The sequence below is a fragment of the Flectobacillus rivi genome (genome assembly GCF_030056655.1).
Lineage (GTDB): Bacteria > Bacteroidota > Bacteroidia > Cytophagales > Spirosomataceae > Flectobacillus > Flectobacillus rivi.
The window spans coordinates 51013-72776 of sequence record NZ_JASHIE010000009.1 but is presented as its reverse complement, the minus strand read 5'-3'; the positions used below and the strand labels follow the sequence as shown (position 1 = coordinate 72776).

17 protein-coding genes are annotated in these 21764 nt (G+C 38.1%); 5 read left to right on the top strand and 12 right to left on the bottom strand.

Annotated elements, in window-relative coordinates:
- Positions 1-4: 4 nt before the first annotated feature.
- From kynU to QM481_RS13160, 8 genes are all read right to left on the bottom strand, one after another.
- The gene (gene kynU, locus QM481_RS13195) at positions 5-1267 is read right to left on the bottom strand and encodes a kynureninase (RefSeq protein ID WP_283382092.1); all 1263 of its coding nucleotides are present in this window, start codon (positions 1265-1267) and stop codon (positions 5-7) included.
- Positions 1210-1512, bottom strand: a complete 303-nt coding sequence (locus tag QM481_RS13190) for a hypothetical protein (protein WP_166551261.1) — start codon at positions 1510-1512, stop codon at positions 1210-1212. The genes kynU and QM481_RS13190 overlap by 58 nt, the downstream gene beginning before the upstream one ends.
- A 387-nt stretch (positions 1513-1899) precedes the next feature.
- Positions 1900-2445, bottom strand: coding sequence for a C40 family peptidase (locus QM481_RS13185; protein WP_283382091.1), 546 nt, complete (start codon positions 2443-2445; stop codon positions 1900-1902).
- Between the two features lie 205 nt (positions 2446-2650).
- A complete protein-coding gene (locus QM481_RS13180; RefSeq protein WP_283382090.1) occupies positions 2651-4048 on the bottom strand; it encodes a glycoside hydrolase family 30 protein in 1398 nt (465 codons plus the stop codon).
- A gap of 250 nt (positions 4049-4298) precedes the next feature.
- On the bottom strand, positions 4299-4910 hold the full coding sequence (locus QM481_RS13175; protein WP_283382089.1) for a M949_RS01915 family surface polysaccharide biosynthesis protein: 612 nt from the start codon (positions 4908-4910) through the stop codon (positions 4299-4301).
- Positions 4911-5012: 102 nt separating this feature from the next.
- The gene (locus tag QM481_RS13170) at positions 5013-6137 is read right to left on the bottom strand and encodes a DmpA family aminopeptidase (protein ID WP_283382088.1); all 1125 of its coding nucleotides are present in this window, start codon (positions 6135-6137) and stop codon (positions 5013-5015) included.
- A gap of 38 nt (positions 6138-6175) precedes the next feature.
- Positions 6176-6346, bottom strand: coding sequence for a hypothetical protein (locus tag QM481_RS13165; protein WP_166551236.1), 171 nt, complete (start codon positions 6344-6346; stop codon positions 6176-6178).
- Positions 6347-6540: 194 nt separating this feature from the next.
- Positions 6541-8034, bottom strand: a complete 1494-nt coding sequence (locus QM481_RS13160) for a glycine--tRNA ligase (protein WP_095160904.1) — start codon at positions 8032-8034, stop codon at positions 6541-6543.
- Positions 8035-8188: 154 nt separating this feature from the next.
- Between QM481_RS13160 and QM481_RS13155 the strand changes: the two genes are divergently transcribed.
- The 3 genes from QM481_RS13155 to QM481_RS13145 all read left to right on the top strand — a co-directional run bounded on the left by QM481_RS13155 (position 8189) and on the right by QM481_RS13145 (position 11107).
- Complete coding sequence (locus tag QM481_RS13155) at positions 8189-8899, top strand: hypothetical protein (RefSeq protein WP_283382087.1); 711 nt, start codon at positions 8189-8191, stop codon at positions 8897-8899.
- Positions 8900-9251: 352 nt separating this feature from the next.
- On the top strand, positions 9252-10235 hold the full coding sequence (locus QM481_RS13150) for a glycosyltransferase family 9 protein (RefSeq protein WP_283382086.1): 984 nt from the start codon (positions 9252-9254) through the stop codon (positions 10233-10235).
- Between the two features lie 2 nt (positions 10236-10237).
- Complete coding sequence (locus QM481_RS13145) at positions 10238-11107, top strand: carbon-nitrogen hydrolase (RefSeq protein ID WP_283382243.1); 870 nt, start codon at positions 10238-10240, stop codon at positions 11105-11107.
- A gap of 328 nt (positions 11108-11435) precedes the next feature.
- Here the strand turns inward: QM481_RS13145 and fbp are convergent, their stop codons facing one another.
- The 4 genes from fbp to aceB all read right to left on the bottom strand — a co-directional run bounded on the left by fbp (position 11436) and on the right by aceB (position 18793).
- Positions 11436-12479: a class 1 fructose-bisphosphatase gene (fbp, locus tag QM481_RS13140; protein WP_166551254.1), complete on the bottom strand. Its 1044-nt coding sequence runs from the start codon at positions 12477-12479 to the stop codon at positions 11436-11438.
- Between the two features lie 845 nt (positions 12480-13324).
- Positions 13325-14902, bottom strand: a complete 1578-nt coding sequence (gene pckA, locus QM481_RS13135; RefSeq protein WP_283382085.1) for a phosphoenolpyruvate carboxykinase (ATP) — start codon at positions 14900-14902, stop codon at positions 13325-13327.
- A 564-nt stretch (positions 14903-15466) separates the two neighbouring features.
- A complete protein-coding gene (gene aceA, locus QM481_RS13130; RefSeq protein ID WP_374760911.1) occupies positions 15467-16756 on the bottom strand; it encodes an isocitrate lyase in 1290 nt (429 codons plus the stop codon).
- Positions 16757-17167: 411 nt separating this feature from the next.
- Positions 17168-18793, bottom strand: a complete 1626-nt coding sequence (gene aceB / locus QM481_RS13125; protein ID WP_283382084.1) for a malate synthase A — start codon at positions 18791-18793, stop codon at positions 17168-17170.
- 350 nt (positions 18794-19143) lie between these two features.
- On the opposite strand from aceB, the gene QM481_RS13120 reads away from it, so the two are divergent.
- Together QM481_RS13120 and QM481_RS13115 are read left to right on the top strand one after the other, a co-directional pair.
- Positions 19144-20634: a helix-turn-helix domain-containing protein gene (locus QM481_RS13120; RefSeq protein WP_166551251.1), complete on the top strand. Its 1491-nt coding sequence runs from the start codon at positions 19144-19146 to the stop codon at positions 20632-20634.
- A gap of 582 nt (positions 20635-21216) precedes the next feature.
- Positions 21217-21636, top strand: coding sequence for an IS1/IS1595 family N-terminal zinc-binding domain-containing protein (locus tag QM481_RS13115; protein ID WP_166551250.1), 420 nt, complete (start codon positions 21217-21219; stop codon positions 21634-21636).
- The last annotated feature ends 128 nt before the right edge of the window (positions 21637-21764 follow it).

Sequence of the window (21764 nt, the reverse complement as noted above, 5' to 3'; positions counted from 1 at the left end):
TTCCCTACGATACTCCTAATGCCACGCCTACTTGATAGACCTCTGTAAAAGTATTATACAAAGGGACAGGCGACAGCCTGATTACGTTAGGTTCACGCCAGTCACCAATAATTTGGTTTTCTACTAATCGATTGAAAAGCTCTTTTCCATTTTTCTCCGCTAAAATAGAAATCTGACAGCCATTTTGTTGAGTATCTATAGGGGTAATGATTTTCAGAATGTGATTATTTTGCTCATTAAATTTTTCCAGAATAAACCGTAAAAAGCCTGTTAATTGAATGCTTTTAGCCCGTAAAGCTTGTATGCCAGCAGCGTCAGTTATTTCTAAGGCTGCACGATGGCAGGCCATAGCTAAAATGGTTGGTGTACTCAGTTGCCAGCCATCTGCGCCTTTCATGGGCACAAACCCTTTTTCCATCTTAAAACGTGTAGCTTGGTCATATCCCCACCAACCCGCTAATCTTGGCAAATTAGAGGTATGATGTTTTTCGTGAATAAACACCCCTGATACGCCTCCCATTCCAGAATTAAGGTATTTGTAGGAGCACCAAACTGCGAAATCAATGCCCCACTCATGTAATTGAAGCGGGATATTGCCCACACAGTGTGCCAAATCAAAACCTACAACGATTCCATACGAATGAGCAGTTTGTGTAATCAGGGGCATATCTAATACTTGTCCATTGTAATAATTGATTCCGCCGAGCATCACCATTGCTAAGCTGTCCTTATTTTCATGAATCAATTGAAGAATATCTTCTGTGTAAAAAATATGCTCATTTTCTCTTGGAAAAACTTCAAGAATTGCTGTTTGGGGATCGATACCTCTTGTTTGGAGATGCGTTTCTAAAGCATATTGATCAGAAGGAAAAGCTCCTGCTTCAGTCAAGATTTTGAAGCGAGTAGAAGTTGGCTGATAAAAAGTCGTCAGCATCAAATGTAGATTTACCGTAAGGTTATTCATCACTGTAACCTCTGAAGGCATAGCTCCTACTATTTTAGACAAAGGTGTTTTAAGGTGCTGTAAATAATTAATCCAATTGTCATCACCCGTAAACCAGCCTTCTACGGCAAGATTACGCCATTTTTCGAGTTCTTGATCTAGATAAACGGAGGTATTTTTAGGCTGAAGTCCCAATGAATTACCACAAAAATAAATTTGTTCCTGACCCTTGTGGATAGGAATATGAAATTGAGAACGAAAATCTTTTAGTACATCTTCTGCATCAAGTTGTTCTGCGAATTGTTGTTGGTTGAAGTATTCCATTTTGTTGATGATTCCTGATAATGTCTTAGTTCATCAAATTTAATCATTCCTGAGAAAACTTGTTTATTACTATACACTGGGAATCCCAAAATCAAATACTTTATCCGCCCGATTACTTGATAATGAATATACGAGAGCGTAGTTTGTTTTACAATCGAATCTTGCTGCCACTGCAATCCTGCGATAAGTCCCTTTAGCTTTGAAACAACATAAACACTAGAGTCCTGAGCTTGAAGTCGGGGCATGAAAGAAAGCTCCACTTGACAAAGTGGATCAACAGAATAAGTACGATTGACGGAATGAGCTGAAAGGGTCGAGTTATTATTTGTGGGTGTGTTAATCGTAGAAATAGTAAAACATATAAAAACAATTGTTAAGGTGAATAATAAGTGCAGGGTAGTTTTCTTGGTTGGAAATATCCTTTGTATAAGTAAAAACAAAAAAACTATGGTATAAATATTAAGTAGGATGATTAGTAAATGAATGACAATATTCATTGTGGTATAGATTTCTGGTGTCTAAACGATACAGTTAAACAAAACGTTGGTAGACAAGTATTAGGGCTCTCCCCTACAAACAAACGAAAGAACGAAAATTGATTTTATGACAATAGTGTGTTATACAAACGTATTTTATTTTTTAAACGAATTAGCTTTGCGCTGAGGTACCATATCGAGCAATCCAACTACACGTTTGATACTAATAAATCTTCTACGATAATAGTCAGACTCCAGATAATCATAGCGCACACCACCGTTCCAAGCTGAATGTATAAACTTGATATAGGTATCACCAACTTCAGTAATAATGCCAACGTGACCTATACGGCTACTCCCTGAATTATGTCCTTTAAAAAAGATTAAATCGCCTGGAAGAGCTTCTGCTTTTGCTATTTCATCTCCAATTAAAGATTGTGCTGCACTGCCGTGGGGAAGCATCATGCCAAAGTTACGAAAACAATAACGGACAAAGCCAGAACAGTCGAATCCGCTTGTAGAACTTCCTCCCGAACGATACCTAAAATGTAGGTGATCATGAGCAAAACCGAGAAGATTGTTGACAATCGACAAGGGATGATAACTAGACCTTGTTTCGGTAGTATCTTTCCGAATTTGTTGTGCTTTGGAGGCGATACCAGAAGTAATGAGAATGCAGGTTAGAAATATTTTTTTTAGCATAATATTAAGGCTTCTAAAAGGTAACTCTTTGCAAATTAGTACAAAATCTTCATAATTAAAAGATTCTGTACTAATTGCAACGTATTTTTTCGTCCTTTAATTATACTTTTTTTCAGAAAAAATATTTTTTAGTCGTTTATCACTAATGAACATGATTCATTTTATATGGCAATTTATTGCCCTTTTCCATGATAGATACTGTACCTTACCATACATAAGTAGCCACCGTTCCTGCAGGAAGAGTCTGCTGGATTTTCTTGTTTTGATGACTAATCATAAAAGTTGAAGGTTTGTTACTTTCATTTAAAACAATCAGAACAATACGCCCTTCTGCTGTTTTAAATGCAATATTTTGTAATCCCATAGTTGTATTTGAGGCAATTCTTTGAGCGTTGGGACGGACAAATTTTGAAGCATGCGCTACAATATAATAGGCTGGATTACGCTTAATCTCGTTTTTATCAATCGTCAGAGCTCCCAAACATTCTGTACAACCTCCTTCTGTATGTGGATTTTGCTGTGGGTCAGCAGCGAGATTCCATTCCAATACCGTTTTGCACCAGTTGCGCGGCGCTCCAATGATTAAGGTCTTAGTGTGCCATGCCAAATCTCCTGCAAAATTCCCAGGGGCTCCAATCCATTGTTCTGTAAAATAAAGATTCTTGTCTGGATGAGCTTCGTGTACTTGTCTAATACTTTCTACGCTTCCTCCATACAAGTGAAAAGCTGAACCGTCGACATACTGGCGTACTTCTGGGTCATTTAAGATAGCAATTGGATAATCTGGTCTGTCGGCGTTGTGGTCATATAACCAGATTTTAGTAGTAATTTTTGCTGATTTAAACGCTTTACCTAAACTTTGTTTTATAAAGGCTCCTTGTTCTTCAGGTTGCATCAACAAACTTGGATTATTGCCTGGATGCAATGGCTCGTTCTGAATGGTGATAGCATCAATATTGACACCTTCTTTTTTCATACTTTGAATATATTTGACCAAGTATAAAGCGTAGGCATCATAATATTTTGGCAAAAGGCTTCCTCCTTTCGAGTTACCATTGGTCTTCATCCACACGGGCGGTGTCCAAGGCGAACCTAAAATTTTAATAGCAGGATTAATTGCCAAAATCTCTCTTAGAATAGGAATTAGAGCCTTTTTTTCCTCTGTCAAATCAAACTTTTGAATCTTTTCATCAGTTTGACCAGTCGGCAAATCATTGTAAGTAAATACGTGATCGCTCAAATCTGAAGCTCCAATACTAACGCGTAGATAGCTAATACCAATATTTTTACCATCGAAAGCAAACAGTTCCTTCAAAAGTGCTTTACGTTTGTCGGTATCCATTTGCCATAACAAAGTTGCACTTCCTCCTGTCAAGGTAAATCCAAACCCATCCATAGATTGAAACTTCTGTTTTTCATCTACAAAAATCGTAGGAAGTATACTTGATTGGGGACTGAACGTAAAGGTTTCAGCTTGTTTCTCAAACAGTTTTGATTGATCTGCATGAGTCAGCCATACCTCGGCAGTTCGTGGTCCTTGGGCATGAGTTACTTGCCAGCTTACTAGCGTGGCCAGTAAGATTGTTGAGATTGTTTTTTTCATAAAATAGTTTTAAATGAAGGGTTATCATAAATTAATATATAATTGTGGGTTAGGACTTTAAGAATGATTTTCGTCCTCGTTGAAGTTTTTTCTAACGAGATAAGCGTCAGCAACTAGCCACAGTTAAATAACAAGGATAGTGCCTTTGTTGCTTACGCAAGTTTGTTGGAGAAAAAACTCCAACAAAGGCGGTAATATGCTATACATCCGCAATCCGATATCTAATATCCGAAATTGTCACTCTCTATTTCTATTCAAAGCTTTCTTCCACTTTGAATTTATTCCATTGTTTTTTAGCAAAATCTAAAAAGCCCTTTGGTGCGGTGGTAAAACTTTTGTCGATCGTAAACTTACCGCCCTCTTTCACCATTTTGACATAAGTTTCGCCACGGAGAATATATTTGCTTTTTTGTTCATAGACCAATAATTTCAATGCAGCTGGACTCACATCGCCACGGCAAGCTGTTTTGTACAAAAAAGATACTTCTCCTTTTTGGTTTGCATCAAGGTCAGTTACTTGTAGCGATTTAGGAATAAATGTAGCAGCAACATCCAATGGGCATTCGTCTATGCCATCTTTCAATTCCCAAACAAGTTGGTATTTATCCCCTTGTTTGTTATACTGATATGCATGCACTTTGGCAGTTTGGGCATCTCCAGAAGGTGTATCTACGCCAGTAACTTGTTTTCTTTCAAGGCTCAGAAAAACAATATTTTCGCCCGTCTGATCTTGCCACTTAATAGCATCTGATACTTTGCCTTTTACGGAAATACCAGTAGGGACTTTTTTGTCAAAAGGGAGTGTTTTGACTTGTGCTTTAGCGCCAATGGCGAAGCAGAGAAGAAGGGTTAGTTTTTTCATGAGAAATTATTAAATGAAGGGAACAGGAACAGAGGCACATAGGGACAAAGGGGGTATTCCATTTTAAACACTGGATTACTTTGTGCCTTTGCCACTGTTCACTCAATTGATTTTCTTATACTCTCTCAGCAACCCAATTGTTTTATCAATGGGTAACGCTTGAATCGTTCCGTTTTTACCTTTAAGGGTTTTGGCAGCAAAAAGTGAATTAAGAATAGCCTCCTCTGTGGCTTCAATGGTAGCCAAAAATAAAGGCGAAACCTCATCATTTCGTAGTTCTTGTACGGTTTGCAATTTTTCTTTAGAATCGTGAGCAACACGTAGGTCTTCTGCATTGGATATAGCAATGACATAATCACCACTTCCATTGGAGGCAATACCACCCGTTTTGGCTAATCCCATCATGGCTCTTTTAGCGATTCGTTCGAGGTTTCTGGACGTAACTGGTGCATCAGTAATCACTACAATCATACAAGAACCATCGGCAGGGTCATTGAGCTGGTTATTGAGAAAATATTGGTTCAGCGCCACGCCTACGGGTACTCCATCGATTTGCAATACGCCTCCAAAATTGGTTTGTACCAGCACACCAACGGTATATCCACCCGATGCTTTGGGCAATACTCTTGAGGCTGTACCAATACCGCCCTTAAAACCAAAACAAACCGTTCCTGTTCCTGCACCTACATTTCCTTCAGTCACCGCACCATTTGTGGCATTCTCAATTGCCTTTAGTACATGTTGCTTTTTGACATGACGACCCACTATATCATTGAGATAGCTATCGTTGGTTTCTCCAACAATTGCATTGACAGAACGTAGATTTTGATTTTCTTTTTGGGATACTGAATAGTCAATGATGGCATCAGCAGCAGTGGCAATCGACAAGGTGTTGGTCAGGATAATAGGCGTTTCTATATTACCCAGTTCTTTTACTTGAGATATTCCCATGAGTTTTCCAAAGCCATTGCCTATGTATATTGCTGCTGGCACTTTACTTTGAAAAAGATTCCCTTCGGCAGGAATAATAGCTGTTACTCCTGTATTAATGGTATCGCCCTGTTGAATAGTGGTATGACCTACCTTCACGCCCTTGACATCAGTGATGGCATTAAGCGTTCCTGTTTTCATGACGCCGATTTTGACGCCATAATCACGTAGTCTTTTTTGTGCCGATAAATTCAATGCCATCGACACAAAAATCAAAAAGAGGTAAGTTTGTTTCATGAGTGTAAAAGCAAATTGAATATAAAGTTTGAAGACAATTAGGAATTATAACCTTTCAACATTTTCACAAAATCATCTTCATACTTTTTCAAAGCTTTCAATAACTCTTGTAATTCTTTGTGTTCGGGTGTGCCAGGTTTTGCACCAAAAATTTCGTCTGCACGGTCTGAAGCTTTTTCGTATTCGCCTTCGTTGTTGATAGTAATCATGTTACAAATGTTTTATTGTTTGACAAAATAAAGTTACTGAGATTTTTTTGTGAGTTATATTTTACCTTGAAAAACTCTAGAAAAAAGGAGTTTCAGTTTAAAAAAACAAACCAGAATTGTTTACGAAGATATTTCAACAAAAACGCCTAGCAAGCGAACTTACTAGGCGTTTTTATATTTTAAAAAAGAATCTTTTACAATTGCTCAAAAACTCTCTCCATCGAAACAGCAAAGCCAATTTTTTCACGAAGATCAGCAATCGCTACACGCTCCTGCTCCATGCTATCACGGTGACGAATCGTAACGGTATTATCTTCCATTGTTTGGTAATCCACAGCAATACAGAAAGGTGTTCCTGCCAAGTCTTGGCGAGTATAACGCTTACCAATCGCTCCACCATCATCATAAGTTACGTTGAATGAACGCTTCAATGAATGGTAAATATCTTGTGCTTTTTCTGCTAAACCGTCTTTTTTCACCAATGGCAACACGGCTGCCTTGATTGGAGCAACAGATGGGTGGAACTTCAAGTATGTTCTTTCTTTCGCTGCTTCTCCCTCGCCTACTACCTCGTTAGTATAAGCATTACAAAGTACTGCTAAGAACAAACGGTCGGCTCCTACCGACGTTTCTACCACGTATGGAATATAATTTCCGTAAGGTTTACCATTTTCGTCCAAGTCTGCATCGAAGTATTGTTGTTTTTTCTTCGAAAGTCCTTGGTGCGATTTTAAGTCAAAATCTGTACGAGAGTGAATACCTTCCATTTCTTTGAAACCGAATGGGAATTCATACTCAATATCCACAGCAGCATTGGCATAGTGAGCCAATTTCTCGTGGTCGTGGTAACGTAATTTTTCTGCTGGCAAACCAATAGCTTTGTGGAATTTCAAACGAGTTTCTTTCCAAGCATTATACCATTGCATTTCGGTACCAGGGCGACAGAAAAATTGCATTTCCATTTGTTCAAATTCACGCATACGGAAAATGAAGTTACGAGCTACAATCTCGTTACGGAAAGCCTTACCAATTTGGGCAATACCAAATGGCACTTTCATACGACCTGATTTTTGTACGTTCAAGAAGTTTACAAAGATACCCTGAGCCGTTTCTGGACGAAGGTAAATCAATGAAGCATCTTCAGAAACTGCACCTACTTGTGTCGAGAACATCAAGTTGAACTGACGAACTTCGGTCCAGTTGCCTGTACCTGAAATAGGGCATTTAATTTCTTCATCCAAAATCAATTGACGTAAGCCAGACATATCGTCGTCGGTCATAGCTTTTGCCATAGCTTCCAATAAAGCTTTGCCTTTTTCTGGAGTACCAGCTTTTTCGTATTCTTCAGCGCGACCTTCCAACAATTGGTCGGCACGGTAGCGTTTTTTCGAATCTTTGTTATCAATCATTGGGTCGTTGAAAGAGTCAACGTGCCCAGAAGCTTTCCAAGTGAGAGGGTGCATAAAGATGGAAGCATCAATACCTACTACGTTGTCGTTCAACATAGTCATCGCTTTCCACCACAAAGTTTTAAGGTTGTTTTTTAACTCAACACCATTTTGACCGTAGTCATATACGGCTTGTAGACCGTCATAAATCTCAGAAGAAGGAAACACAAAGCCATATTCTTTGGCATGTGAAATAATGTCTTTTAATGCAGATGCCGTATCTTGTTTCTGTTCAGCCATTGTTTTTTCGGTTTCAAAAATCAATCATCGACGTCCAACCTCAGCCTTGTAAATTGAGAGGTTTACGTTCGGTCTGTAAAGTTATCCCTTTTCTTGCTGACTTTTGTAATAATTCATTAACTTGCTTCCACTGAACCCTAAATTTTTTCTCAAAATGACCTTTCGTTATTTCAAAATCTTCGTTTTCCTATTCGGATTAACGCCAAATCTTTTTGCTCAAACCAATCCTTTCGCTGGACAGTGGATTAATGAAAAGTACTACAATACACTCATGAAAACCAAATCGCCCATGAAAGCTTTCTCTAGTTATTTTCAGAGTAATATTGTTTTTAGCAAACAACTCAAAGGTGGGCAGTTTCTGGGTTGGAACTTCCATGAAGGCGAAGAAACAGTATTAAAACCTGTTGGTAATGGCTATGAATTATGGCGCACCGAACCTAAAGAAAAAATCGGAGCGATAAGCATTATTGATGCAGACAAGAAAATCAAAGTTGGTAAAGAATCCTTTGTCAAAATCAAGTCGACCGACCCAACGATGTGTTTGGAGGAAATTTTATTTGAGGGCAATTATGAATTAAATGGCAAACCAGTCAAGTTTAATGCAAATGGCACAGTAACGGGGCTACCTAATATCAAATACTTTTTCCCGAAATGTGATTTTATTGAAAAAATCCTACCGTTTGACCTCATTGTTCTCAACAAAGTCAAAGACGCTATGACTGGTCAGTCTTACATTTATGAGTTTAAAGACGACTCTTTGATTATCTATAATATCGACTGTCAACAGCAAGACCCAGATACCAAAGATTGTATGAAAGGACGCAAAGGAAAAGAAAAATATGCATTAAAAAAGCTTTCTAACTAACCAGTTGTTAGTTCATATCGCCCATATACAAATCGAAATAGACCTGTTACAAACCATAGTTTGTTTGCATGAAAGTTCTTTCTGAATATTTGTGAGTGTGTAATCTCCGACGTTTTATAAACTTTCGCTTGAGGTTCTCATCAAATAACAATTAGTGGTTAGGTAATCTTATTAATAGGCTTCTCCCGATAGAGATGCCTATTATTGTTTTTAGGTGATAATAATGTTGTAGCAAAAATCTAAGGCAGGTTATATTCTTTACTCCTACGTTAAGACAATAGCTCAAAAGCACCCGCAAAGTGATTCGGAAAAGTATTTTGTGTATCTTTGCGAAAAATTAACACTGGCCACCATGCCTCAGACAAAATTCCTTATTCTTCGCTTTTCATCTATTGGTGATATTGTATTGACAACTCCTGTAATTCGCTGTATCAAGCAACAATATCCTGATGCTCAAGTACATTTTGCGACAAAAAAAAGCTATCAGTCTTTACTGAACAACAATCCGTATGTGGATAAAACCCATGTGTTGGAGGGCTCATTATCGACTTTTGTAGATGAACTAAAAGCTGAACAATTTGATTATGTCATCGACCTTCACAACAATTTGCGAACACGAATTATTAAGTTTAGGTTGGGGGTAAAAGCCTTTAGTTTTGACAAACTCAATTTCAGAAAATGGATTTTAGTTAAGTTTAAAAAAAATCTGATGCCTCATGTGCATATCGTAGACCGCTATTTGGCTACTACCGCAACGCTTGGCATTAAGAATGACAACAAAGGCTTAGATTATTTTATTCCTGAAAAAGACCAATTACCAACGGATTGGCTTCCAGAAGAATATCGTAAAGGATTTGTGGTTTATGCCATTGGCGGACAACATGCAACGAAGAAACTTCCTGTAAAAAAGATCATTGAAGTATGCCAAGAAGTATCGCATCCTATTATTCTGATAGGTGGACCAGAGGATAAAACAGAAGCAGAACAGGTGGTGGAAGCACTTAAAGGAAAGGTTATTCTGAATACTTGTGGCAATTGTAATCTCAATCAATCAGCCTCATTGATTCAGCAATCGCTTTGGGTAATTAGCCACGATACAGGCATGATGCACGTAGCGGCTGCCTTAAAAAAGAAAGTGGTATCGATTTGGGGAAATACCGTTCCTGAATTTGGTATGTATCCTTATCAAACACCATTTGTAGCTATCGAAAATAAGGAAATCGGATGTAGACCATGCTCTAAAATTGGGTTTGAAAAGTGCCCACTGGGGCATTTCAAATGCATCAACGATTTGAATTTTAAAGATTTAGAACAGAATTTATTTAAAACAAATTAAATATCATGAAAAAAGTAAATATTGGCCTAGTACAAATGTCTTGTTCGGCTGATGTGGCTAGCAATATGCAAAAGGCTATTGCGGGTATTCGTGAAGCAGCCGCTAAAGGCGCTCAAATTGTTTGTCTTCAAGAGTTATTTACTTCATTATATTTCTGTGATGTTGAAGACCACGAAAACTTCAAATTAGCAGAGGCTATTCCAGGACCATCGACAGATACCTTATCGGCTGTTGCCAAAGAATTGGGCGTTGTCATTATCGCTTCATTATTTGAGAAAAGAGCCGCTGGATTATATCATAACACTACGGCAGTTTTGGATGCTGACGGAACGTATTTAGGAAAATATCGTAAAATGCACATTCCAGACGATCCAGGGTATTATGAGAAATTCTATTTTACTCCAGGTGATTTGGGATACAAAGTATTCGATACCAAATTTGCTAAAATTGGTATCCTAATTTGCTGGGATCAGTGGTACCCTGAAGCATCTCGCATTACGGCTTTGATGGGTGCCGAAGTGTTGTTCTATCCAACTGCTATTGGTTGGGATACCAACGAAACCGATCCAAATACCAACCGTGAGCAATACAATGCTTGGCAGACGATTCAACGCTCGCATGCTGTAGCCAATGGCGTACACGTAGTATCAGTCAACCGTGTAGGTCGTGAAGCTGATCAACAGTTTTGGGGTGGAAGTTTTGTCGCAAATCCGTTTGGTTCATTGCTATATCTTGGCTCACACGAAAACGAAGAAGTTCATGTTCAAGAAATAGATTTAGCTAAAACAGAATACTACAGAAGCACATGGCCATATTTGCGTGACCGTCGTATTGATAGCTATGACCCGATTTTGAAGAGATATATTGATTAGAAAGCTTTCGGCTGTCAGCTATGGGCACTCGGTAGAATATTTCTATGGTTTCATAAAAGCATATTCAAATTTTTAGCCTATTACCTAGAGCTTAAAGCGGGTAAAATTAAATTGCATTATTAAGCATTAGGCAGTAAGCCGTAGGCATTAGGCAAAAAGCTCGTATTATTTCATGAGAAGTATTTTTTAACTTTTAGCCTACTGCATAAAGCCTAGAGCTTAAAGCAGTGAAATTATTTTAATTTTGCCTTAGTACTTACAAAAAAAGACCGTTCGGGTGTGGAACGGTCTTTTTTATATCATATTTTTCAGGAAATTATCATAGATTTTATACAATCGTCTCGTTGAGCTGACGACTTACAGACTCGTGGTAGGCAGCCAAACGACTGTCGAGGTCATCGACCAATTCGGAAGAGCCTACATAAATCGCAGAACGCTGGTGTATCTGCGTAGGTTCAACATCCAAAATTGGGCAAATACCATTGGTAGCCTTCCCTCCCGCTTGTTCGGTAATCATGGCTAGTGGATAGCATTCATACAACAAGCGAAGTTTCCCATCTTGGGCTTTACGCGTAGGTGGATACAAATAAATCCCTCCTTTGAGCAAGTTACGATGAAAATCACCTACTAATGAGCCGATATAACGAGCCATTGCACCAGAAGTTTTGCGCATATCCCCAATAAAAGATTTGATTGGTTCAGCAAACTCATCATAATAAGCATCATTAATAGAATAGATTTTACCCGTTGTAGGCATTTCCATATCTGCATGAGAAAAGAAATACTCACCAAGCGCATTTTCGTACGTAAAGCAATTCACTCCTTTGCCAGTAGTATAAACCATCACAGTCGACGAACCATATAAGATATAGCCCGCAGCCACCTGTTTACGACCACCTTGCATGAAGTCTTCGAGGGTAGCTGGAGTACCAATCGGACTTACACGGCGGTAAATGGAAAAAATCGTTCCAATCGAAACATTTACGTCAATGTTTGACGAACCATCGAGTGGATCCATTGCAACCACATACTTGGCATTGTTGTTACCAGTTTGGATAATGTCGTCCTCCTCTTCCGAAAGAATACCACATACCTCACCACCATTCACTAATGCTCTTTTGAAACGAATGTTGGCAATTACGTCTAGTTTTTGTTGGCTTTCGCCTTGTACGTTTTCACGACCTAGTGCTCCAGTAATATCCGTAAGACCAGCACGGTTGATTTCACGGCCAATAATTTTAGAAGCAAGCGCAATATCACGCAACAATTGAGAAAGCTCTCCTTTAGCAAAAGCAAAAGCTTCTTGTTGACGCATAATAAAGCGATCGAGGGTAGTACCAACGGGTAGTGCAAGGGTTGATTCTGCTGTCATATTCTTCACTTGGTTTTAAGAGTAACACGTGATTTTTAAGTACAGTGGTTATGGGTAGCTTGTAACAAACTTTTCACCGCGCCAACAGAATCAATCATAAGGTATGTGAGCATAAAGTAATGATCTGAAGGCTTATTTTGAATAAATTGACAAGACCTTTACTATTTGAGTGTCTTGAATATATCCAATAATAATATCCTTGTTCGTCTATTACTCTTCAGGCATAATATAAGAAATTACACATCGGAAAAATTGCAGCATTTGAATGAGGATATTACCAGTTTACCCCCCTTTCTTAGGCCTTATTCCCTACGCACAATACTTACTTATGATTCAAATCAAGCTAACAGTTTTAAGCTAGCTGAAGCCCCCATATACCCATAAGATATATTAGATTGTTTTGGTAGCTATTCAACTATTGAGGTTGACATACAAGTCATGATTTGAAATTGATTTACCAGCTAATCATTGCTCCAAATCATGTCATTTATATGCCAACAACCAATAACCGAATAAGTTATTTACTGCAAACCTATTGAACTTAAATCACAAAACTTTCCTATTCCGTCCTGCTTGAGGTAATATTTTTTTATTGATTCTCTATTTTTTCCAGAAAATCAACATCCCAACTCCCCCAAAACCAACACGAGATTAGAATTGTCTGATAGGCTTACACTTATTAAAAGTACAGCATTAAACAAATCTAATCTCGTGGGTAGGCATTATCCTAAAATATTTCAACAAATAGGTAATATAATACTAAATCTTATTGAATTGTATTGGACATTTCCATGAAAGTCCAGCTTTTTGATATATTAAAAAAATCCTAATTTATTGAACTATGACTAACCAACATATTTTTTATAATTCTCTTCAAACAAGCCTTCCAAATATTTAGCCTTTTCGGTGTAGGCCTCTGGACTTTCCCAAGTATTGATTGGGTTTAGAATTTCAGTAGGTACATTTGGGCATTCCGTTGGGATTTCAATACCAAAAATCGGATGTTTTTCAAAAACCGTGTCAGCAAATTTTCCTTCCAATGCCGCATGAATCATAGCACGAGTGTATTTCAACTTCATGCGTGAACCAATACCATAAGGTCCACCAGTCCAGCCAGTGTTAATCAACCATACATTTACTTCCCCATTATTAATTTTTTTTCCTAACAAATCGGCATATTTTAAAGGATGTAAAGGTAAAAATGCCGCACCAAAACAAGCCGAAAATGTGGCTTGTGGTTCTTTTACGCCCATTTCGGTACCTGCTAGTTTTGAGGTATAGCCTGAGACGAAATAGAACATTGCTTGCTCTTTGTTCAACTTCGCAATTGGAGGTAATACGCCAAAAGCATCAGCCGTCAAGAAGAAAATATTTTTAGGTGAACTTCCTATCGATGGCTCCGCAACGTTAGGGATATAGTTGATAGGATAAGCCGTACGAGTATTTTCAGTTACACTTTGATTGGTATAATCTACAGTTGTTGTTCCCTCGACAAATCGAGTATTTTCAAGAATTGCCCCGTAGCGAATGGCGCCAAATATTTCTGGCTCTTGCTCAGCACTTAAATTGATGACTTTAGCATAACACCCTCCTTCAAAATTGAATACCTCCTCGTCTGACCAGCCATGCTCGTCGTCACCAATTAACTTACGATCAGGGTCGGCAGAGAGCGTTGTTTTACCCGTTCCTGACAAACCGAAGAAAAGAGCAGTATCACCCTCAGCACCAATATTGGCTGAGCAGTGCATCGATAAAACTTGTTTTTCTTGTGGTAAAATATAGTTCAGAACGGTGAAAATGCCTTTTTTCATTTCACCTGCATAACCAGTACCACCAATCAAAATAATCTTACGGGTAAAATCAATAATGGTAAAATTACCTTGACGAGTACCATCTACAGCAGGGTCAGCTTCAAATTCTGGAACATTTAAGATTACCCATTCTGGTTCGAATGTATCGAGTTCCTCTTCTTCTGGACGAAGAAATAGATGATTACAAAACAAGTTATGCCATGCCAAAGTATTTATCACCAATATATTCAAACGATGCGTTGGCGACGCACACGCATACGCATAGCGAGCATACAACTTTTTATTTGCCACAAACGCAATCATCTTCTGATATAAAGCCTCAAACTTGTCGGCATCAAACGCCTGATTGATGTCGCCCCACCAAACTGTATTGGCAGTTTTATCATCATACACACAAAACTTATCTTTAGGCGAGCGACCCGTAAATTTTCCAGTATCACACATAAAAGCTCCTGTATCAGTCAATACGCCTTCTTGATTCTTTAATGCTTCCTGAATCAAAGTCGATACACGCAAATTAAGGTGAATATCACCATGCAATTTGAATACTGGATGATTAACGATTGGTTTGGCAGTTTTGCTCAGGTCTACTGCTAGCATATCATGTTTCATAACGATTGAATTGATTTGAATGAATGGCTGTTTTTAGGCAACCGTTTTATTTGGTGAATAAGTTGATGCCACTTTAGCAAGAATAATAGGAGTAATTGAGGCTGAAGATCATAAACAGCCAATGGGGAAAAGCAGTTATTTTACTTTTCCTTTTATTTACCTGAAACTATCATGATTATCTATCTTTTGCACTGATGAATATTGGTCAAAATACTGATTTTGAGAAGAAAAGCCTGCCTGACATACGAGACAGACTTTATCCAAACCAAACTATTCACCTAAACATTTAGTGAGTGTGTGAATGGTGATTGAGTGAATGTTAAAACTAAAAATACTTTCTAGTTCAACATCCACAATTTCACATTAGTGGCATACGCAGGATTTCAAACTATTGCAGATTTGGGATTGCTGATTGCGGAAATGTACCTTTAATTTTCACAAAATATGATTAGAAAAAGTAGGTTACACCTTCGAAATCCAACATACTATATCCGAAATAGATGCTTTTTATTATCCTCTGAACAATACTAATTCACAATTCAACATTCACAACTCATAATTATTTTAATGAAACTGCTCTTCTTCTGTTGAGCCTTTCAAGGCGCCAGTAGATGCCAAGCCTCCTGTAACAGTATTTTGAATTGCGTCAAAATAGCCTGTTCCTACAAATGCTTGGTGTTTTACGGCCTTGAAGCCTTTAGATTGTAAAGCAAATTCACGTTGTTGCAATTCTGAGAAACCAGCCATTCCACGTTGTACATACGCACTTGATAACTCGAACATAGCGGTATTCAAAGCATGGAAACCTGCCAAGGTAATAAACTGGAATTTGTAGCCCATATCCGCTAATTCTTCACGGAATGTTTCCATTTTTTTCTCATCCATAAATTTCGCCCAGTTGAACGATGGTGAGCAGTTGTAAGCCAACATTTTGCCTGGATACTTGGCATGGATACCCTGTGCAAACTCACGAGCCATTCCCAAATCAGGATTACCAGTTTCCATCCAAATTAAGTCTGAATATGGCGCATAGCTTAAGCCACGGTCGATACCTTGTTCAAGCCCATTTTTCACATAGAAGAAACCTTCCGAAGTTCTTCCTTTATCGGCTTGGATAAATTTCAAATCTCTTTCATCTACATCAGCCGTAATCAAATTGGCTGCCTCAGCATCGGTACGAGCAATTACTAAGGTTGGTACGCCCATTACATCAGCTGCCAAACGAGCCGCAACTAATTTATTGATAGCCTCTTGTGTTGGCACTAATACTTTTCCTCCTAAGTGACCGCATTTTTTAGCAGAAGATAACTGGTCTTCGAAGTGTACGCCAGATGCTCCTGCTTCGATCATCCATTTCATCAACTCGAAGGCATTCAAATTACCGCCAAAACCTGCTTCTGCATCGGCTACAATGGGTACCATCCAATGTACGTCCCCATCACCATTAACATTTTGTATTTGATCTGCACGCAATAATGCGTTATTAATTCTTCTCACCACCGCAGGAACGCTATCGGCTGGATACAAACTTTGGTCAGGGTACATATTGCCCGACAAGTTCGCATCCGCAGCTACTTGCCAACCAGACAAGTAAATGGCTTTCATACCTGCTTGTACTTCTTGTACGGCTTGGTTACCTGTCAATGCACCCAATCCTGCTACCCAATGATCATTTTTCAACAAGTTCCAAAGGCGCTCTGCACCCATACGTGCAATACTATAATCAAGTTTGTATGAACCCGCCAAACGAGCCACTTCTTCAGCACTATAAGGTCTTTCGATTCCTTCCCAACGAGGGTTTGTAGTCCAATCAGTTATCAACTGTTGGATTCTTTCTTCTTGTGAAATTTTCATGGTTTCAATTAGTTTTTTGTTTTGTTATAAGAAAAGCATACGCATAGCAGAATCAGACTATTGATGAATTGTGAATGATGAGTGATGAGTGGTGAATTATTAGAAGTAAATTTTGATTTAAAATCACAAACAACTGACTACCAAATCATTAATCTCAAAACTCATAACTCATCAAAGTACTATCGTTCTAGAAGTATAGCTAAATAAGCTCATTGGGGTGTCTCAAGGCTAACATCCCGCCGAACTGTTATTGGTTATTAATATGCTTTAGGCTGTAAGCCATAGGCAGAAAAGCTTCAATTATTTTATGAGAAATATCTTTATTTATGACAAATCATAAATAAAAAAGTAGGTTACATTTCCGAAATCCAACATCCGATATCCGAAATAGATAGTGCTCACTCAAAACACCTAACTCTGAAGCGCTTCCTCCTGAGTAAGAAGTACTTCGTAAGCATCGGTTGTTAGGAAATAGTCAAATCCTTCTTGTGAAACAAGCTTATCAAACAATTGGATTGCTTCTATAAATTTGCCAGCATCGTATTTTTCAATTCCTACTAAATGCTTGATTCTTTGGACTTCATCGCTGAGCAAATACTTATAATAATCTGTATCTATCAATTGTCCTTGGTCGGTTTTGGCACCATGATGAAGCCATTGCCATACCTGAGCTCTGGAGATTTCGGCTGTGGCTGCATCTTCCATAAGGTTATGGATTGCTGCCGCTCCTACACCTCTCAACCATGACTCGATATACAAAATACCTACTTGGATATTCATTCTGATACCTGCTTCGGTAATAGCTGTATTCGGAATCGTAAAGTTGATTAGCTCGGCACCAGTAATGACTTCATTTTCAAGCATTACTTGCTTTTGGTTTGGATTTTCTCCCAAAGCTTTATTAAATGGTACTAATGCCACCGCTACCAAATCGGGGTGAGCAACCCAAGTACCATCAAAACCTGTACTAGCTTCAAGTTCTTTATCGGCGTTTACTCGCTCAAAAGCCATTTTATTGACAGCTTCATCCTTACGGTTAGGTATAAACGCAGACATCCCTCCTATGGCATGAGCTTTACGCTTGTGACAAGTTTGCACTAATAATTTTGCATAAGCACGCATAAATGGTACAGCCATCGTTACCTGAGCACGGTCAGGAAGAAGGCGGTCGGCATATTGATGAAACTTCTTGATACAACTAAAGATATAATCCCAACGACCTGCATTGAGCGCAGCAATATGATTTCGTAGTTCATATAAGATTTCATCCATCTCAAAGGCTGCCATGATGGTTTCAATCAAAACAGTTACTTTGGTCGTACCTTGGGGAACTTCTAAAGTATCTTGTGCCGCCACAAAAACATCATTCCAAAGACGAGCTTCCAGATGACTTTCCATTTTGGGTAAATAGAAATACGGACCGCTTCCACGTTTGATCAATTCCCAGGCATTATGAAAGAAATACAAACCAAAGTCAAAGATCGAAGCTGAAGCTGGCTCTCCATCTATCAGCACGTGTTTTTCTTCCATGTGCCAGCCACGAGGACGAACTTTCAAAACCGCCACTTCGGGATTTAGGGCATAAAATTTACCATTATCAGCCGTAAAATCTATTTGTTTACGAATCGCATCACGTAAATTAATTTGCCCTTCAATCACATTGCTCCAAGAAGGCGTGTTGGCATCCTCAAAATCAGCCATAAAAACTTTTGCACCAGAATTCAGCGCATTGATTACCATACGACGATCTACGGGTCCTGTGATTTCAACACGACGATCTTGTAAATCTTGCGGAATTGGGGCAACATTCCAGTCAGTCTGACGAATTTCAGCTGTTGCTGGCAAAAAATCTGGCAAAATACCTTGATTGATTTGTTCTTGACGCAGAACACGATTATTGAGCAAAGCCAAGCGCTGACGATTGAACATTCTTTGCAAATCGCGCACAAAGGTCAATGCCTCTTTGGTCAGAATGGTCTCAAACTGCGGTGATACTTCTCCCAATATCTCCACTCCTTGAATTGAATGCTGATTCATGTCTTTCTGGTGGTTTTGTTTTGTTATTTTCAGAGCTAAAGGCTTTGAGCAAAAGTATCTGAGAAACACTATTTACTTCGAGCGCCATTTTGTTGATTTTCTTCTCTGTTTACTGCATTGGTTTCGGCTCTTGGGCACTACATTGACAGAAAAGATGGCTTTTTTTATTTTTGGTGAAAATTCGCTAAAGCTTTTCCTTATATCTGATGAAAAAGAAATAACTTATTGCTGAACTTCGAAACAAAGTTAGAAATGCGAAATTTAAAAAACAAGCGAAATTTCGCTAAATTTTAATATTTCGTTATTTTCTTTAAAAATTTATACGTAATTTTGGAAAAACTATAAAAGATATGAGTGCGAACAGCGATAAAGTAAAAATAATTTTCGGACTGAAAATCAGACAGTTACGACTAGACAAAAAGCTCTCATTGAGCGAAGTTGCCGAAAAATCGGGCTTGTCTATCTCCTATTTGAATGAGATAGAAAAAGGGAAAAAATATCCCAAAACTGAAAAAATCATGGCGCTATCCGATGCTTTAAATATAGATTATGATTCTTTGGTATCGCTAAAATTGAGTAAACAGCTCGAACCTATTGCCGAATTACTCAACTCGAATATCCTAACAGAACTACCTTTAGAGATTTTTGGGGTTGAACCAGCCGACTTCATTGAACTAATGTCGGAAGCTCCAGCCAAAATTTCGGCCTTTATAAGTACGATTATCGAAATAAGTCGCAACTACGATATGCGCGTCGAGCAGTTTTACTTTTCAGTATTACGCTCGTATCAGGAAATGTATGACAATTATTTCCCCGATATTGAAGAATCAGCACAGCAGTTTCGTAAGCTTTTCGAGATTTCGGAAATCACTTCACCCAACGATACCTTATTATCTGACATTCTCCAAAATTTCTATGGCTATCAGATAGAAGAATTCACGCGTGAAAGTCATCCTGATTTGATAACGATACGCTCGGTATATAATCCCAAAACATCAAAATTGTTGGTCAATGGTGATTTAAGTCCCGAACAAAGAGCCTTTACTTTTGGTCGTGAGTTGGGATACCAATTTTTGCAACTCAAAAATCGTCCATATATCTCGTCGGTCATAGAGGTAAACTCTTTTGAACAAGTACTAAACAATTTCAAAGCATCCTACTTTGCGGGTGCAGTGCTCATCAACAAAAATGTATTGGTTGACAGATTGACATATTTCTTTGCTAGTCCCAAATGGAATGGCGATATGATGTTGAGTATTATGCGCTTGTTTAATGCAACGCCCGAAATGTTCTATCATCGCTTATCTAACTTGATGACAAGTCATTTCAAGATTAACAACCTTTTCTTTTTGCGTTTTAATAATGAAGTAGATCATAAGCTGTTTTACTTGACCAAAGAAATGCACTTGGCAAAATTGCATACGCCACATGGTACAGCGCTCAACGAGCATTATTGCCGTCGATGGGTTTCGTTAACTATTCTGAAAGATTTGGAAAAAATCCAAAAAGAAGAAGGTTACGACCCAGAAAAAGTATTGTGTAAAGCGCAGGTATCAGAATACATTGATACCAACAATCATTATTTTGTTATGTCTTTGGCAAAACCTTCGCCACCCAACAAGAAAATGAATAGTAGTATAACGCTTGGCTTTGCGATTGATGATAACCTTCGTAGCATGGCGCAGTTCCTCAACGATCCAGCTTTACCAAGACGAAAAGTTAATGAAACCTGTGAGAGATGTGGTGCTGTAGATTGTGCTGAACGTATGAAACCACCCTTGGTGCTTGAGAAAAAACATTCGCTAGAACGCCTCAAACAAGCGATTGCCTCTTTGGAGTAGATTAATTTTATGTACTCAAGGCTTTAGCTCGTAAGCTAAAAGGTTAAACGTATTTCCGTTAAAATAATGGAACCACTGTTGCCAAAGGCTTACAACTTATTGCTTAAAATCGTAATAATGTCATCTTTGGGAGGATTATTACCTAACTATGAAATAGCTGAGTAATTGGTATATAAAGTTATCTTAAACGAAAATACTTTGTCAAAAAGCATGAAATCCTAGGCACTTTTGTCTTTGTCTTGTACAACTTACAGATTCAACAAGTCGCAGACTATGAGAATTTTGAGAGAAGATTTGAGCAATTATTCGAAATTTATGATTTCGACCTATCGTAAAATGACAAAAATTTCATTTTTACTGAAAAAAAAATTAAGTCCAATTATTCTTCGTTTTGTACAACGTTTTATACTTGACTTTGGACAAAACAAATAATATTTCGATAATTATCCATTTTTAGAATAATATTTTGAATAAAACCTCTAATTCGGATTATTTCAGTAGAAAAAATAAGTATCTAAAAACTTTTATATTGTTGCTCAAATGATATATATTTGCTAACCGTAATATATCACAAAAAAATCTATGAAAAACCCAAATTGCCCAAAATGTGACTCTTCTCTAGTCACCAAAAGCGGAGTTATCAAGGATAAGCAGCGCTTCAAGTGTAAATCTTGTAATTATAACTTCACCGTAGAGAAGCTTGGTAAAGGTATTTCTCAATACTATGTAATTAAGGCGCTTCAGCTATACATTGAAGGAGTTACTTACCGCGAAATAGAGCGATTATTGGGTGTTTCACACGTATCTGTGATGAACTGGGTAAAGAAATATCAGATTAAAGTACCGAAGGGCAACGAATATCACCCGACATATAAAATACTGAACCACAAAGAATTAGCTGAATTTTATGCTAATAGAGAAAATCTTAAAGGAGCAGGAATGATTGTAACTGAGTTAGGCGACAAATTCATGCTCATCAAATGGGAAAGACTGAAGCATTAAGTAAAAACGATAGGTTTTTCAATGTAGATTTATTACCGAAAACACTACCTAACTACTAATTTCATCATTTTTCGAAGAATAAAATAGTCTTAAAACTATACAAAAATTGCAAAACTATACCACTGCTA